General features: G+C 55.4%; 17 protein-coding genes. 9 read left to right on the top strand and 8 right to left on the bottom strand.

Features of this window, described 5'->3' with window-relative positions; genetic code table 11:
• Window positions 1-231: 231 nt before the first annotated feature.
• From R3F64_RS13920 to R3F64_RS13910, 3 genes are all read left to right on the top strand, one after another.
• The gene (locus R3F64_RS13920) at window positions 232-1,191 is read left to right on the top strand and encodes a DUF6602 domain-containing protein (protein WP_253022982.1); all 960 of its coding nucleotides are present in this window, start codon (window positions 232-234) and stop codon (window positions 1,189-1,191) included.
• A gap of 156 nt (window positions 1,192-1,347) precedes the next feature.
• Window positions 1,348-1,629, top strand: a complete 282-nt coding sequence (locus tag R3F64_RS13915) for a type II toxin-antitoxin system RelE/ParE family toxin (protein ID WP_253022984.1) — start codon at window positions 1,348-1,350, stop codon at window positions 1,627-1,629.
• Between the two features lie 13 nt (window positions 1,630-1,642).
• Complete coding sequence (locus R3F64_RS13910) at window positions 1,643-1,957, top strand: HigA family addiction module antitoxin (protein ID WP_253022986.1); 315 nt, start codon at window positions 1,643-1,645, stop codon at window positions 1,955-1,957.
• Window positions 1,958-2,088: 131 nt separating this feature from the next.
• Here the strand turns inward: R3F64_RS13910 and R3F64_RS13905 are convergent, their stop codons facing one another.
• Window positions 2,089-2,910 (bottom strand): SDR family NAD(P)-dependent oxidoreductase, encoded by an 822-nt coding sequence (locus R3F64_RS13905; RefSeq protein ID WP_253022988.1) that lies wholly within the window; start codon window positions 2,908-2,910, stop codon window positions 2,089-2,091.
• A gap of 98 nt (window positions 2,911-3,008) precedes the next feature.
• On the opposite strand from R3F64_RS13905, the gene R3F64_RS13900 reads away from it, so the two are divergent.
• The 5 genes from R3F64_RS13900 (at window position 3,009) to R3F64_RS13880 (ending at window position 6,724) form a co-directional block, all read left to right on the top strand.
• Window positions 3,009-3,908, top strand: coding sequence for a LysR family transcriptional regulator (locus R3F64_RS13900; protein ID WP_332612060.1), 900 nt, complete (start codon window positions 3,009-3,011; stop codon window positions 3,906-3,908).
• A gap of 43 nt (window positions 3,909-3,951) precedes the next feature.
• Window positions 3,952-4,719: a CPBP family intramembrane glutamic endopeptidase gene (locus tag R3F64_RS13895; RefSeq protein WP_332612058.1), complete on the top strand. Its 768-nt coding sequence runs from the start codon at window positions 3,952-3,954 to the stop codon at window positions 4,717-4,719.
• A gap of 338 nt (window positions 4,720-5,057) precedes the next feature.
• Window positions 5,058-5,663 (top strand): outer membrane beta-barrel protein, encoded by a 606-nt coding sequence (locus tag R3F64_RS13890; RefSeq protein ID WP_253022994.1) that lies wholly within the window; start codon window positions 5,058-5,060, stop codon window positions 5,661-5,663.
• A 247-nt stretch (window positions 5,664-5,910) separates the two neighbouring features.
• Window positions 5,911-6,249, top strand: a complete 339-nt coding sequence (locus R3F64_RS13885; protein WP_332612055.1) for a low molecular weight protein tyrosine phosphatase family protein — start codon at window positions 5,911-5,913, stop codon at window positions 6,247-6,249.
• A gap of 49 nt (window positions 6,250-6,298) precedes the next feature.
• Window positions 6,299-6,724 carry a GNAT family N-acetyltransferase gene (locus R3F64_RS13880; RefSeq protein WP_332612053.1) on the top strand — a complete coding sequence of 142 codons (426 nt, stop codon included), beginning with the start codon at window positions 6,299-6,301 and terminating at the stop codon, window positions 6,722-6,724.
• 58 nt (window positions 6,725-6,782) lie between these two features.
• Here R3F64_RS13880 and R3F64_RS13875 read toward each other — a convergent pair whose 3' ends face one another.
• The 6 genes from R3F64_RS13875 to R3F64_RS13850 all read right to left on the bottom strand — a co-directional run bounded on the left by R3F64_RS13875 (window position 6,783) and on the right by R3F64_RS13850 (window position 12,103).
• Window positions 6,783-7,454, bottom strand: a complete 672-nt coding sequence (locus tag R3F64_RS13875) for an MFS transporter permease (RefSeq protein WP_332612051.1) — start codon at window positions 7,452-7,454, stop codon at window positions 6,783-6,785.
• Window positions 7,451-8,410, bottom strand: coding sequence for an aldo/keto reductase (locus tag R3F64_RS13870; RefSeq protein WP_332612049.1), 960 nt, complete (start codon window positions 8,408-8,410; stop codon window positions 7,451-7,453). Before R3F64_RS13870 ends, R3F64_RS13875 begins: the two co-directional genes overlap by 4 nt.
• Window positions 8,407-8,817, bottom strand: coding sequence for a hypothetical protein (locus R3F64_RS13865; RefSeq protein WP_253023012.1), 411 nt, complete (start codon window positions 8,815-8,817; stop codon window positions 8,407-8,409). The genes R3F64_RS13870 and R3F64_RS13865 overlap by 4 nt, the downstream gene beginning before the upstream one ends.
• 37 nt (window positions 8,818-8,854) lie before the next feature.
• Window positions 8,855-9,676 carry an aldo/keto reductase gene (locus tag R3F64_RS13860; protein ID WP_332612048.1) on the bottom strand — a complete coding sequence of 274 codons (822 nt, stop codon included), beginning with the start codon at window positions 9,674-9,676 and terminating at the stop codon, window positions 8,855-8,857.
• A gap of 134 nt (window positions 9,677-9,810) precedes the next feature.
• Entirely contained in the window at window positions 9,811-11,064 is a 1,254-nt protein-coding gene (locus R3F64_RS13855; protein ID WP_332612046.1) for a permease, read from the bottom strand.
• Window positions 11,065-11,428: 364 nt separating this feature from the next.
• Window positions 11,429-12,103: an FAD-binding oxidoreductase gene (locus R3F64_RS13850; RefSeq protein WP_253023018.1), complete on the bottom strand. Its 675-nt coding sequence runs from the start codon at window positions 12,101-12,103 to the stop codon at window positions 11,429-11,431.
• A 97-nt stretch (window positions 12,104-12,200) separates the two neighbouring features.
• Here R3F64_RS13850 and R3F64_RS13845 point away from each other — a divergent pair, with 97 nt between their 5' ends.
• Window positions 12,201-12,623, top strand: coding sequence for an MAPEG family protein (locus tag R3F64_RS13845; protein WP_332612043.1), 423 nt, complete (start codon window positions 12,201-12,203; stop codon window positions 12,621-12,623).
• Between the two features lie 71 nt (window positions 12,624-12,694).
• Here the strand turns inward: R3F64_RS13845 and R3F64_RS13840 are convergent, their stop codons facing one another.
• Complete coding sequence (locus R3F64_RS13840; RefSeq protein WP_332612042.1) at window positions 12,695-13,651, bottom strand: AraC family transcriptional regulator; 957 nt, start codon at window positions 13,649-13,651, stop codon at window positions 12,695-12,697.
• Window positions 13,652-13,932 lie beyond the last annotated feature (281 nt).

Here is a 13,932-nt window from a genome sequence, read left to right as displayed (position 1 = left end):
AGAAGCGTGTCTGAATCTTTGATTTTTTGTCGACTCAAACCGCGATTGGCGATAATCGGCAGTTATTCAGACCTTCCCTAACTGAGTACCTGTGCCAAAATACTCCGGGAGTAGAGCGCCCTTGGCGTAGGCGTTTTTAACAATCGGCTGCACAGCGACCGGTTTTCCGCCGCTTCGCGGCTCCAATCCGGCGAGTGAGCCGGGCGTTGGCCAAAATTTGATTTGGATGTCATGGCAGATAAAAATCAATATCAAGCGTTCTTAAGAGCAAAGGTGGCCGGTGCAATCGCGAATGCTAGAGCGGCGAGTACTCTTACCCACAGAGGAGTAAAAGGCTCAGTTCTTGAGATTTTAATTTCCGAACTATTTCGGCCATTATTGCCGGCCGATATAGGTATCGGAACCGGGCAAGTAATTGAGAATCATGCTGGTCGGCTGTCGAACCAAATAGATATTGTTCTTTACGATAAGTCTATTGTTCCCCCGATCCTTTTTGATAAATTTACTGGAATATTTCCAGTTGAAGCCGTCCTTTATACGATTGAAGTAAAGACGACTCTCACTTCAAAAGAGCTTGTCACAGCGCACGAAAGTGCAAAGCTTCTATCTGAATTTAGATATCTCCCAGGCCTTAAGAACGTAGATGGCTCAGATCGCCATCATTCAATAGAAAAAGTTAGGAGTGTGGTCTTCGCCCTAAATACGGACCTTTCTGGAACAAATCTAAGTGAATCCGAGCGGTACGAAAAGATTTACAAAGAAAAGAACGACTCTGTTCACATTAGAGCGATATGCGTTGCAGGCCGTGAATATTGGTATGACAACGGGGAATACTGGGTTACATTTGAGTCAAATGATGAGTTTGATGAAATATTGGGTTTTATTGGTGGGGTAACTAACACATATAAATCAGTTGCCCAAAGTCGTCATAATCCGTTGCTGGGGCATTACATTGTTCCGGAGGCAAGCCCCAAAGCTGGACCTAAAACACGAGAAATTAAAAGAATCGAGATTATATGTGAGTCGTGCAAAAAGACGCTTCAACTTAAGCCTAATATTGGCAGACAAAGCATTACAGTGAATGGCTGTATAAACTATGATGAGCCTTGTCCTGATTGCGGAGGTAAGATGAAGTCCAAGTCCGGCGTTTACGTTTTTGAGAATGGTGAACTCGTCGAAGACCAAGGCTAACAAGTAGTTGCAGTTCGTTCCGGCCCTGGCGGGCCTCCACCGGACCGGTTTGCTACGCTGCGCTCCACTCCACAAACCGGCCGCTGAACATTGTCGTTATGCAGTCATTCCCATACCTCATTGACAAGCGTCACGTGACGCAATACGCTTTGTTTCATGATCAAATCCTTTGCTGACAAAAGAACCCAAGAACTTTACTCCAAGGGCAAGTCGAAGAAATTTCCTGCGGATGTTGCGCCGAGAGCAGCTAGAAAACTTGAATACGTGGATCTGGCCGTACAGCTAGAGGATTTGAAAGTGCCGCCTGGCAATCGCCTTCACCCGCTGTCGGGAAACAGGCAGGGGCAGCACGCAATTTCAATAAATGATCAGTGGCGTATCTGTTTTCGTTTTGAAGATGGTGATGCGTTTGAAGTCGAAGTGTGTGACTACCACTGAGTGAGGTGATGATATGGCTATTCTTAATACTACCGGTATGCAGCGCAAGCCCACCCATCCTGGTGAGATGCTGAGAGAGGATTTCTTGCCGGACTATGACCTGACAGTTGCAGGACTGGCTGAGTCTCTGGGCGTCTCGCGCCAGTCAGTCAATGAACTGTTGCGTGAACGCCGTGCTGTCAGCCCTGAAATGGCACTTCGGCTGGCGCGTTTGTTTGGTAACTCTCCAGAGTTTTGGCTGAATGCACAGCGCGCTATTGATCTTTGGACGGCAGCCCAGTCGGTCAAAGAGGAAGTTGACCGGATTAAGCCATTAAACGTCGCATAACCATGCTATGTACTGGGTGCCAAGCCCTCCGCTTCGCCGCGGTTTTGTCACCGGTGATGGCGGGTCATTCACCACTCATTGCCTCACAAAATGGAGATGGTCACAAAATCAATGACTCTGATCCCATTGATTTAATGTCCGTTCGCGATACTTACTGACTGTTCGACCTCCATTTTGAGGCGATTTACCTTATCGGTGGCCCATTCCTGTGCATCGTCACCAAAGACGAAACGGGCGGGTGGCTTGTTCGACATGCCGAGGGAGACGATTCGTTCTGCGAGCATGGCTGGGTCACCAGGCTGGTTATGATTGGCGGCGGCGATAAACGAGCGGAACTGCCGGGTCGCTTCTGCATAGTCGGGAACGTCGATATCACCGTGCTCGGCTGATTTGTCGTCAAGGAAATCTGTACGCAGCATGCCCGGCTCAACCACCATCGATTTGATATTGAGGGGTGCCAGCTCCTGTGCAAATCCCTCGATCCAGCCCTCAATGGCAAATTTCGACGATGCGTAGATGGATCCTCCCGGGTTGGCGAGCAGCCCGTTAACGGAGGAGATGGTAACGATGAGGCCTGACTGGCGCGCACGCATGTGTGGCGTCACAGCACGGGTTACGTTCATCGTGCCGAAGACATTCACCTCGAACTGACGTCGCACTTGTGCGCTGCTGATTGTCTCGAACCAGCCGAGCTGTGCTTGGCCAGCGTTGTTGACCAATACGTCGATCGTGCCAACCCGATCCACTGCCTCCTGTGCCACGGCGACGGCCGCACCTTCGTCCGTAATATCGAGTGCCAGCGCGTGTAGTCTGCTGTTTGGTCCAAGTGCTTCCGTAATGTCGTTGGCAGACCGAGCCGTAGCGACGACGGTTTCACCAGCCGCAAGCGCCGCCCGGGCGATCTCCAGACCTAATCCACGGCTTGCGCCGGTGACGAGCCAGTTTCTAGCCATGAGGTGCTCCCTATCTATAATGTTGTTATAGAGTATGCTCACTAATAAATGCTGATAACCTGCTTATTAGTTATAGGGTCTATAAGGAGAGCTAACGAATGCGCCCAAGCCTGCTCGGCGATCTGGAAGTTTTCCGCGTCATCGCTGCCGAAGGCAGTTTTACGCGCGCCGCTAAGCGGCTGGGCGTTACTCAGTCGGCGCTCAGCCAAACGCTCAAGCGGTTGGAGGAAGACATTGGGATCAGGCTTCTGGCGCGCACGACGCGCAGCGTGTCGCCCACGCATGCCGGTGCCCGTCTGCTGACAAAACTTTCGCCCGCGCTCGACGAGGTGACCAACGAAATCAATTTGCTCACCAGCCTGCGCGATGAACCGATCGGTACGGTCAGGGTGAGTGCCGGAAAACACGCGGCCGACACGATTCTCTGGCCGGCGCTGAGTTCTTTGATTCGACAGCATCCGGGTATTGAAATCGAGGTCTCCGTCGAAAACGACTTCGTTGACCTCATCGCGGGCAGGTTTGACGCTGGCATCCGACTGGGCGAAAGGCTTGAGAATGACATGGTGGCAATGCCAATCAGCCCTCCGATGCGGGTCGCTGTTGTCGCCTCCCCTTCTTATCTCTCGCAACACGGCACACCGAAACAACCTTCTGAACTGTCCCTGCACTCCTGCATCAGCTTCAGAAATCGCAGCGGGCAGCTATCACCTTGGGATTTCGAAAAGGATGGGCGCAGCCTCGCCGTTAAGCCTGGTCGAGGCCCCATTTTCAACGACAGCGATTTGATGGTTGCGGCGGCAACCGAAGGGTATGGCTTTACTTACATCCTTGAGGACATCGTTAGCAGGCAAATAGATTCTGGTACGCTGGTGCGCGTGCTGGAAGAATGGTGTGAGCCGTTCGCTGGTTACTACCTCTACTATCCGAATCGCCGACAGCAAACGTCCGCCTTCACACACTTCAAGAATGCTCTGCGGGATGTGGTTTCGTTGAGTTAATGGGGTAAGGTTATCGTGGGATAATGAGCCACAGGATGTGCCTATGACTACGATTGACACCATCAGATTTCCGCGAATCAAGCTCGGTTTGCTCCTGTTCCTTGCAGGCATGCTCGGCGTGGTTGCCCTCACCGTTACAGTGCTTCCCCAGGTGTTGGGCGACGCGTCACTCCCTTTACCCTTGTGGTTGGTGTTGGCGGCGAGCATCGCGCAGAGCGGGCTCCTTGTCGCGCTCGTCGTGTGGTTGGGGGTGTTGCTTGCACCGAAGGTTGGCCTCAGTGCGCCCGCGTTTGAGGCAGTGGTAACCCGTCAATCGGTAGCCGCAGCACTCCGACCCCAACTGTTTCTCGGGCTTCTTGGTGGGTTGCTGGGAGGGTTTGGGCTCTTTGTGATTGGCGGCTACGCCCCTGCGGAGCTTGCTGACGTGGAACAGCCGTTCACCTTGCCACTCGTCGCCCGCGTTCTCTATGGCGGTATCACGGAGGAGTTGCTTTTACGGTGGGGGCTAATGACGGTGCTGGTTTGGATGGCGTGGCGACTCTTGCAACGTCGAAAAGGTACACCACAGATCGTCTACATCTGGCTCGCCATTGTCGTAAGCGCACTCTTATTTGGGGCAGGTCACCTGCCAGCTGCTGCAGCCCAGGTAGGGGCGTTGACGGCTGACCTGGTAGCGTTCGTCGTCGGCGCGAACACTGTCTTCGGCATACTTTTCGGCTACCTTTTTTGGCGATACGGCTTGGAGGCGGCGATTATCGCTCACGCCTTTGGGCATGTGGTGAGCCATGTCGTTAGCATTGTAGTGGCATGACAATGAAAATGCAGGGGACGCTAAAAAGCGTCACACCTTGCGCTTTCGCAAAAGCTGAGCCGCTATCCGGTACCGCTGATCGCGGACGTTAAAGAAAAACCGTTTTCAGTGCGGAATCGATGACTAAAACGCCTCTACCGCCCCGGTAGAAGCGTTTTTCACAACAAAAGCTTACCTTCCGTAACTGAATCCTCCTTGTTATCGAACAGTGTTCTGCCTATGTTTGATACGTGTGAATCAAACGACTGTCACATGGAGTGAATCAAGGCAGGATCGCCTTTCAATACCATGACGATTCATAGAATCTTTCATAGCAAGTCGTCACAAGGAGAATACCCGTGAAACTCAGAACCCTACTTACCGCCTCGTTTGCCTCTACCGCTCTGCTCGCCGCGGCACCGTCGGCATTTGCTGCACCCAATGCTGATGGCCTCTATCTGGGCATCGGTACCGGTTTCAGTTCGTTGGAGAATGACGACGACGATGTCGACGATTTCATCTCCGATGGCGCTGAAGACTTTGATCTGGATGATGACGAAGACAACGTCTTCAAAGGTTTCGTCGGCTACGAAATCAACCCTTACTTCGCTACCGAAATCTTCTATGCCGATCTTGGCCGTACACGCCTGAAGGGTAACAGTGACGCCAATACCGATTTGGAATCCGACGCCTACGGTGCGAGTCTGGTCGGCCAATTGCCCATCACCTCCTGGTTTACCGCCTTCGCCAAGGCCGGTGTGGCCAAGTGGGAAACCGACGTGGACGGTAACCTTGGCGGGGCTAGCGTTGATCTTGAAGATCAGGATGGTACCGATCCGGTCTATGGTGTCGGTGCGCAGTTCAACTTCGATCCCTTCCTAGTCCGTACCGAATACGAGCGCTACGACTTCGACAGCGACTACAAGATCGATACCTTTACCGCATCAGCCGGTTTCCGCTTCTAACCGTCAATTTGTTTTGCCATGTGCGATATCAGCGCCGGGGCTTGCCCCGGCGCTGTTGTTTTATCTCGCGCAACCCTCGAATGCTTCCAGGCGGTACGCTGCCACCGTTGTTAAGGCGCTGAGCTAGCTTAGGCTCATAACCATCATCTGCCGCGTTACGATGCAACTTGCAACTGATCATGTGGTTATGAATTCCAACGTCTATGGCGAATTGTCGCTAGCACATACAGTAAACAAGGGAGCGCCTATGAACCTTCTATTCATCTGCAGCGAAAACAGGCTACGCAGCCCAACGGCGGAAAATGTCTTTTCAGCTTATCCCGGCATCCAGGCAATCGGGGCTGGCACAGGGGTAAATGCCCAAACGCCCGTTTCCCGGGACTTGATTGAGTGGGCCAATATCGTTCTGGTGATGGAAAAGCACCACCAGGATGAGGTCGCAAGGACGTACAAGGACGTGTTGAAGGAGAAACCGCTGGTCTGCCTGGATATTCCCGATCACTATGAATTAATGCAGCCCGAACTCATCAAATTGCTCAAGGAAAGGGTACCAGAGTATGTGCGATTATCTTCTGGCAAAATATAGCCGGAGACTCGGCTAAGCGCGGCGACAATTACCCTGGCACTAAAGATACATGAAGACAATTTATAGAAAGTATACCCACCAAGACGCCCAAGCATTGGTTCTTCTGATGGATCAGCTTGGCTATGATCACTCTGAAGAAACGCTATCCAGCAATATAAGGTTGGTACGCGAGCAGGGCGGGGAGGTGTTTGTTGCGCAAGTGGCTGGCAACGTTCTCGGCTGTGTTTCTGCGATTATCGATGTGCGCTTGGCCGAGGGCATAAAGGGCGAGATCGTTAGTCTGGTGGTCAGCGAGGAGGCAAGAGGCCAAGGGCTTGGTAAGGGATTGATTCTGGAAGCGGAAAAATGGCTATCAGGAAAAGTCCGTGTTAGCAGAGTGCGGGCCAACGCGCTTCGGGAGCAGTCCCACCTCTTTTATGAGTCTCTGGGCTACAGTAGGGAAAAGACCCAGGCTGTTCTCATAAAAAAGAGTTAACACCAGACGCTGTAAGCAGCTCCTTTGCCTCCGCTTCAACGGTACGGGTGCTGAGACCTTATCGCTTGGATTTAAGGCTCTTCCAAACTACCCCCACCAGCGCAATCACCAACACAGCGAACAGCGTTATTGCGCCCGCCGAACCCAACACCTGCAGGGTCAGGCCAGAAATGAGCAGCCATAGCGCGGGGATGATGGCGGCTATCCAGAGAGCGAACCCCCGAAGCATGATCAGCGTCAGCCCCAGCGTGGTCACTGCCGTAGGGTCGGCGTGGATGCCAAACACTTCCGCCTGGTACCAGGAACCGCCGTTCAGCGGCGCCATCAGCGGCACAATGATCAGGCCGTAGAGGGCGATGGCGATGCCTATCGCAACCGGTGGATTTGTTGCGCGTGGCGCGTTATCCACTCCCCACCCCGTTAGCGCCATCAGTATCAGCAGCCCGGCCTGGGTGATGAAAGCATAGCCAACATAGCCCCCGGCCCAGTTGAGCTCTGCATAGCGCTGAAAGAAAAACGCCACGGCGACAAAGGCCCAGAGCGGGGCGGGTAGCAGGCAGGCTAGTCGCGTGCGGTGTCTCAGCGCCAGTGCCAGGGTGGCGCCGCCCAGGGCGAGGGTCAGCAGGTGCAGCGGCCAGAAGGTTTCGCTCATGCGCTCCAGCAGGCGGAAGTACACCTCCGCCGTGAAGGGAATAAAGTCCTGTAGCCGGTAGCTTGTCCAGGCGTTCATAGCGACTCGATATAATCAGCCATCCGCTGCCGGGCATCGGCCGAGGGCATAGGAGAGTGGCCGGCGCGCATATTCTCGCGCATATGTTCGACCTGGGTGGTGGCGGGTATCGCGCAGGTGATCGCCGGGTGGCTGACGATGAATTTCAGCAAAAAGTCCGCCCAGGTGTCGCAACCGCATTCCTCGTTGGCCCACTCGGGCAATGCCGCGTTACGCTGCTTAAGGGTTTTGATCAGGCTGCCGCCATCGTAAGGCCGGTTGGCGATCACGCCGATGCCGCGTTCTTCCGCCAGGGGCAGTAGCCGGTTTTCGGCCTCGCGGTGGGTGATGTTGTAGGTCAACTGAACGAAGTCGATATCCTCAGACGACATGATCTGCTCCACCTCGTCGTGGCGGCGCCCGTGGGAGGTGGTAATGCCGACATGGCCGATAACGCCTCCGGCCTTCATTTCCTGCAGCGCGGCCAGGTGCTCGCGCCAGTCCGTCAGGTTGTGCACCTGCACCAGGTCGAAGTGATCCACCGTCCAGCGCTCTTTCAGCTCCGCCACCTGCTCTCGGGCGGTGCCACCGGCAGGGCTCCAGACCTTCTCGGCGGAAAACAGGTTCTCGGGCGTGCCGAGTTGTTGCAAGGCATAGCCCATCACGTCCGGCGCCGAGCCATACATGGGTGAGGAGTCGATCAGGCCGCCGCCATGCTCGAAAAAGGCCTTAACCACCTCGGTGCGCGCATCGAGCAGCGTCTCGTCACTGCCAACGTTGAATGTTCGCCAGGTGCCCATGCCGATCACGGGCAGCGTTTTATCAGTACCTGCAAAAGCCTTCTGACGCATCCCACCCGTGTTGGCAAGCAGCGGCACGCTTGGCAACATCGTGGCGGCCAGCGTGGCGCCGATGAGCGTAAGGCTTTCTCGGCGCGTGATGTGATGCTTGATGCGGTGCTTGATGCAATAGCTCATAGCGGTCGCTCCTTCCATTTTTTGGGGATCGGCACCGTGGCCGCCAACACCAGCACAAAGCAGGTCAATACAAACACCTTATTCACAAACCAGTTGGTGCGCCATATCGACCACTCGGGGTCATTAAGGAAGCGCACAAACAGGGTGCCGATGATGAGGATTTCAATAACGGACATACCCACCGCCAATGCACGCGTATAGCGAGGCTGTTTGAGCAGCGCCCAGCCTAGCCAGGCGTGGGCCACTGGCCATAGATCCCAGTAGATATACCGCGCCCAGGGCTCCCCATATGCCAGCGCATAGCCAACGGGGAACAGGTATTTGATGAACAGCGTCCACGCGGCAAGGATGAACAGCAGGTGGGCGAGGAAGCGTATCCAGGCATTGAGTGGGGCGGGCAGTGACATGGCATCGCTCCAGTGCTGGGCCGTTGACGGCCTGGCCTTACACCATCTGCAAGGACTGCTTGCGGGTTGGCGGAGGAAAGGCGGCGTCAATCTGAGCCAGGTCATCGTCGTCGAGTCTGACGGTATCTGCCTTGGCGTTCTGTTTGAGGTGATCCAGGTTAACGGCTTTGGGAATAGCGATCACCCCGGGATGGCGCAGTGACCAGGCAAGGGCGACTTGCGCGGGGGTAGCGCGGTGTTTGTCGGCGATGCGTTGCAGGGTGGCGTCATGCAGTAGCGCGCCGCCCTGGCCGATGGGGCAGTAGGCCATGAGTGGCATGTTGTGCTGTGCTTGCCAGGGCAGTAGGTCGACTTCAATGCCGCGTGCTTCGGGGTTGTAGAGCACCTGATTGGTGGCGCAAGCGGGTGCGTCGAGCTCTGCCAAGTCGTCAGTGTCGAAGTTGGACACGCCCCAGCGCAGGATCTTGCCCTGCTCGCGCAGCCGCTCAAAGGCTTCCACGGTTTCGATCAGCGGATACTGGCCGCGCCAGTGCAGCAGGTAGAGGTCGATAGTGTCGGTGCCCAACCGGCGCAGGCTGCGCTCGCAGGCGGCTTGAACACCCTGGGTGCTGGCGTTGTGTGGGTAGACCTTGCTGACCAGATACACCTCATCGCGCCGGTTACGGATGGCTTCTCCAACGATTTCTTCAGCGCCGCCTTCCGCATACATCTCGGCGGTATCGATCAGGGTCATGCCCAGATCGATACCTTCCCGCAGTGCCCTGACCTGCGCCTGCCGCTGCCCTGCATCTTCGCCCATATGCCAGGTGCCCTGGCCGATACGGGGTACGCTTACGCCGCCTAGTTCGATCGTTTGCATATCTCTTCCCGGTTGTGAAGCTGTTCCGACGCATGCTCATCAAGCTGAATCGACCACCATCGAGGCGATATAAATGAGCCGCTGATGCCGGCCGAGCCCAGTGCGCAAGTCAGTCAAAGCAAAAAAATAGTCGCTTATGCCATCAGTGGCGCCACAAGGAGGCCGCCGGCCAGCCATAGCATCGCAATAACGACAAGGCTACGCAGAACCCAGGTGCCTGCCCCTGTGCCGCCATGGTCATGATGATGCTCATGGCCATGCTCATGTCCATGGCCCGAATCAGCGTGTTTGGCCCGGTACCAGAAAAACACCAGCACCGCGGATATGGCCAGGAATATCAGGTTGAGAATGAAACCGTAATTCACCTTGAAATGGTCACGTTCCGTTGCCGTTTGGACGGTAGTGGCATCCGGCAGCAGGCCGAACGCCGCGAAGCCGTAATGCATGATCAGGGAAACAAATACCAGCCCACAAAGCAGCAACGCCAGAATATACAGCGACATCTTCCAGCCATAATATTGCGCATTGATCCTCAGAACCGGCAATACCACCAAATCCGAAAAAATAAAGGCCATGACGCCCGCAAAGCTGACGCCGTTACCGAAAAGCACTGCCGCCAAGGGAATATTTCCCATGGAACCGATAAAGGTGAAAAAGGCCGCAAAAGGGCCGATCAACGTTTGAGCGAGCAGGGATAAAAAGCCCAGATCACCTTCTGTCTGGCCAGCGCCAGGAAAAAGCCCATGGAAGAAGCTTTCAGGCACGAAGGCGGCAATCACGCCCGCCACGGTAAAGCCGATTAACACATCCTTCCATACCATCTGCCACTCCATGACATAGGTCATGCCGATCTGCTGCCAGCCCTCACGGCTGGTCAGTTTTGACTGCCAGCTCGCCTGCTGATCGCCATGCTGATGTTCTTCATCGCCATCATGCAGCCGCTCCCTGGCTTGTTTAATCAGCTTTTTGGGGTTGGTGATGCGAATGAAAAGCCAGGCAAAAAAGATCAGCAGGATACCGCCGATATACTCAGCCACCACGAACTGCCACGCCAGGAAGATCGATATGACGATACCCAGCTCAATCACCAAGTTGGTGGAGGCGAGCAGAAACGCAACGGAGGGCGCTAAGCCTGCCCCCTTTTGGAACAGGCTACGCGTGGTGGCCAAGGCGGCAAAACTGCAAGAACTGGAGATAAAGCCAAAGAAGGTGCCCAGCGCCATGCTGCGCGGGCCGGTTTTGCCCATGGCTTTCTGCATACGTTCCTTCGTTACCAGCACTTGTATCAGGCTGCTGATGATATAACCCAGTACGAATGCCCAAAGGGCCATCCAGAAATAACCGGTACTGGTAAGCGCAGCCTGATGCCAAAGGCTGAAAAAATCCATATTGGCTCCGGTTGATTAAACACAGACCTAGTAAAAGCTAGCAAGGTTTAGCCGAATCAACAAAGGTGGCCATCTATCATCATGGTTGCTGCAGAGGCGGGATCACCCACCCGACCAACGGCGAGGCCGAGAGTGGTTCAGTCGGGTTCGGTAAGCAGCGAGGGTAGCGTCGGCGATAACAATGCGTCACGACACGACCCTACCTGATTAGGTGAGGGGTTGTGCTTGGTCATTGAGACCGCCGAGCAAAGCATTAAGTGATTGCTCCCCATCCAAGTGGGCGAGAAGCAAAAAGCGGATAGTCTTAAGCCTTCACACTGCCTTGGCACTGTAGATGCGCCGTTGAATCAGGGCGCAAAACACCTTACTTTTCAAAGATAAGCGCGTCCGGGTTGGCGCCCAGCTCTTTCAAGGCTGCCATGATGCTCTCGTTGAACGGATCAGGGCCGCACACGTAGAAGGCTTGGCTCATGTCCTTGATATGCGATGTCAGGAAGGCCTTGTCGATGACGCCATCGGTGAAGATATGGTCGCCGGACGGCTTTTCGTCGGTGATGACGTTGATGAACTGGTCTCCCAGCATCGTCTCGAATTCTTCCTTGAGGATGATGTCGCGTTCGGTCTTGTTGGAGAAGATCAACTGGTTGTTGCCGATCTCGCCCTTGCGATGCAGGTCGCGCAGAATGGCGATAAACGGCGTTACGCCCGCACCGGCTGCCAGGAACACACCTTCGTCCTTGTACTCGATGGTGCCCCAGGGCTCGCCAACGATCAGCGAGTCCCCCTCCTTGAGTTGGCCGATCTGCTGGGTGACGCCCTCGTGGTCCGGATAGATCTTGATGACGAACTCCAGCCACGGATCAGACACCAGCGAGGAGAAAGTGAACGGCCGTTTCTCGTCGGTCCACCCTTCACGATTGACGGCGACCTCGGTCGCCTGGCCAGGCGTAAAGGTGTATCCCTCAGGCTTGGCAAGCCGTATCTGTTTGACATCATGAGTGAGATTGCGGATTTCCTGGATTTCGAGTGTATGGTCCATACTTCGCCTTATGCCTCTCATCGTTAGGTTGCGATACGTCATGTTGGCCGCGGGAGCGTCGGGTTGCAAAGTCGGGCATTAAACGCAAGGAGACACCATGGATAACGCAGTGTATTGGTACGCGGTGGCGTCAGTGCTGCTTTTTTTGAAGATGTTCGCGATTGCCGTGTATCAAGGGTTTCATCGCATCACCAAGATGACTTTCAAGACCCCCGAAGATGCCGCCTTTGTCGGCAGAGACGCTGCGAAAGAGGAATTGCCCCAGGTACAAAGGGCCGCTCGTGCCTGGTCAAACGATGTCGAAAATATCCCCATCTTTCTGGCGCTTGGGGTTGCCTATGTGTGGGTGGGCGCTGCGCCAGGCTTGGCGGCCTGGCTTTTTTTGACGTTTACCGGGGCCCGTTACGTGCACAGCTTGTGCCTGCTGGCAGGCCTGCAACCATGGCGAACGGTGGCCTATTTCGTCGGCGTGGGGTGCATGTTTGTGATGTGTGGCCTGATTATGTCGGCACTTCATTGAAACGACCCAAAACAGAGCACCCACGCTTTCCCAGCGCCCTGTTTTAACCGACAAGGGGTATGCAATACGCCTCAGGCAGGCTCGGGCGCTGCTCTGGCCCCTCGCAAGTAGCTGACGTCAGCCCGTGGCGGCGAGCCGAACATGCGGCTATATTCGCGGCTGAACTGGGAGGGGCTTTCATAGCCAACCCGGTAGCTGGCGGTGGCTGCTTCCAGCCCTTCGGCCAGCATGAGTCGTCGGGCTTCGTGGAGGCGCAGCTTCTTCTGGTACTGCAGGGGCGACATGCGTGTGACCTGGCGGAAGCTGTGGTAAAGCGTCGATTCGCTCATGTTGGCGGCCGCTGCCAGCTCACGAATCTTGAGCGGCTGCGTATAGCGTTCCTTAAGGGCATAGATGACCCGTGCAATTCGGTTTGCCTGGGAATCAGAGGCGGCAAATCGGCGCATGTGCGGCCCCATGGCGCCCATGAGTGCCCGGTAGATCAGCTCCCGGCGGGCCAGCGGTGAAAGCACTTTGATGTCTTCCGGGGAGTCGAGCAGGCTCAGCAATCGGTAGAGCGCGCCCTGCATACGTGCATCCATGGGGGCCGATTTTAAGCCGCAGTCCATCTCGGGGCAGATCGTGTCATTCCCCGCCAGCGGCGCGGTGTCGCCCAGTTCCAGTATCAGTCCTGCGACCTCCTGAGGATTCACCGAGACTTTCACCGCCAGAAAGGGGGTTTCCGGGGTCGCATGGTCAATCCTGCCGACCACTGGCAGGTGAACGGCGCTGCCCATGTAGCTGGGTCCGGTGTAGACAATCTCTTTGTCACCCAGCAGCACCGTCTTGCTGCCCTGGATGACAAAGCACAGGCATGGGTCGTAGACGGCACAATGGAAGGTGGTGGGTGAGTCAGCGCGCACCAGCTGTACCTCGGCAATCGCCGTATCCTGAAGTTCTTCCAGGGGCGTCCAGCGGCGCGCGATGCTGCTCAGTAGCAGTAGCGTGTCCGTGGAATGGCTAGCTTGTATGGGCAAGGTATCGGTCAATGGGGGCTCCTCCCTATCGGCTAGCAGTATAAGCCTTCGTTCCATGGGGCGAGGGCTTTTTCATTTGCTTTTGCAGGATCAGGCAAGCACTGCGCAGAAAACGACAACCCATGCTGCGTGTCACACAACGGTCATTATCCTCAAAACCCTAGTAGCAGGCTTATCAAAATACCCCGCCAGATGATGCCTTGCACGTCTCGCGACAGAATCAGGCAATCTTCTCGCAGGAACCCGATACCCTCTTCGTCCCCGCTCACCCTATGGTAGGCATCCTCTGGTAG

This window comes from Halomonas sp. 5021 (assembly GCF_036663435.1).
GTDB lineage: Bacteria > Pseudomonadota > Gammaproteobacteria > Pseudomonadales > Halomonadaceae > Vreelandella > Vreelandella janggokensis.
The sequence above is the reverse complement of the archived record's forward strand: the minus strand, read 5'-3'. Positions and strand labels throughout refer to the sequence as shown.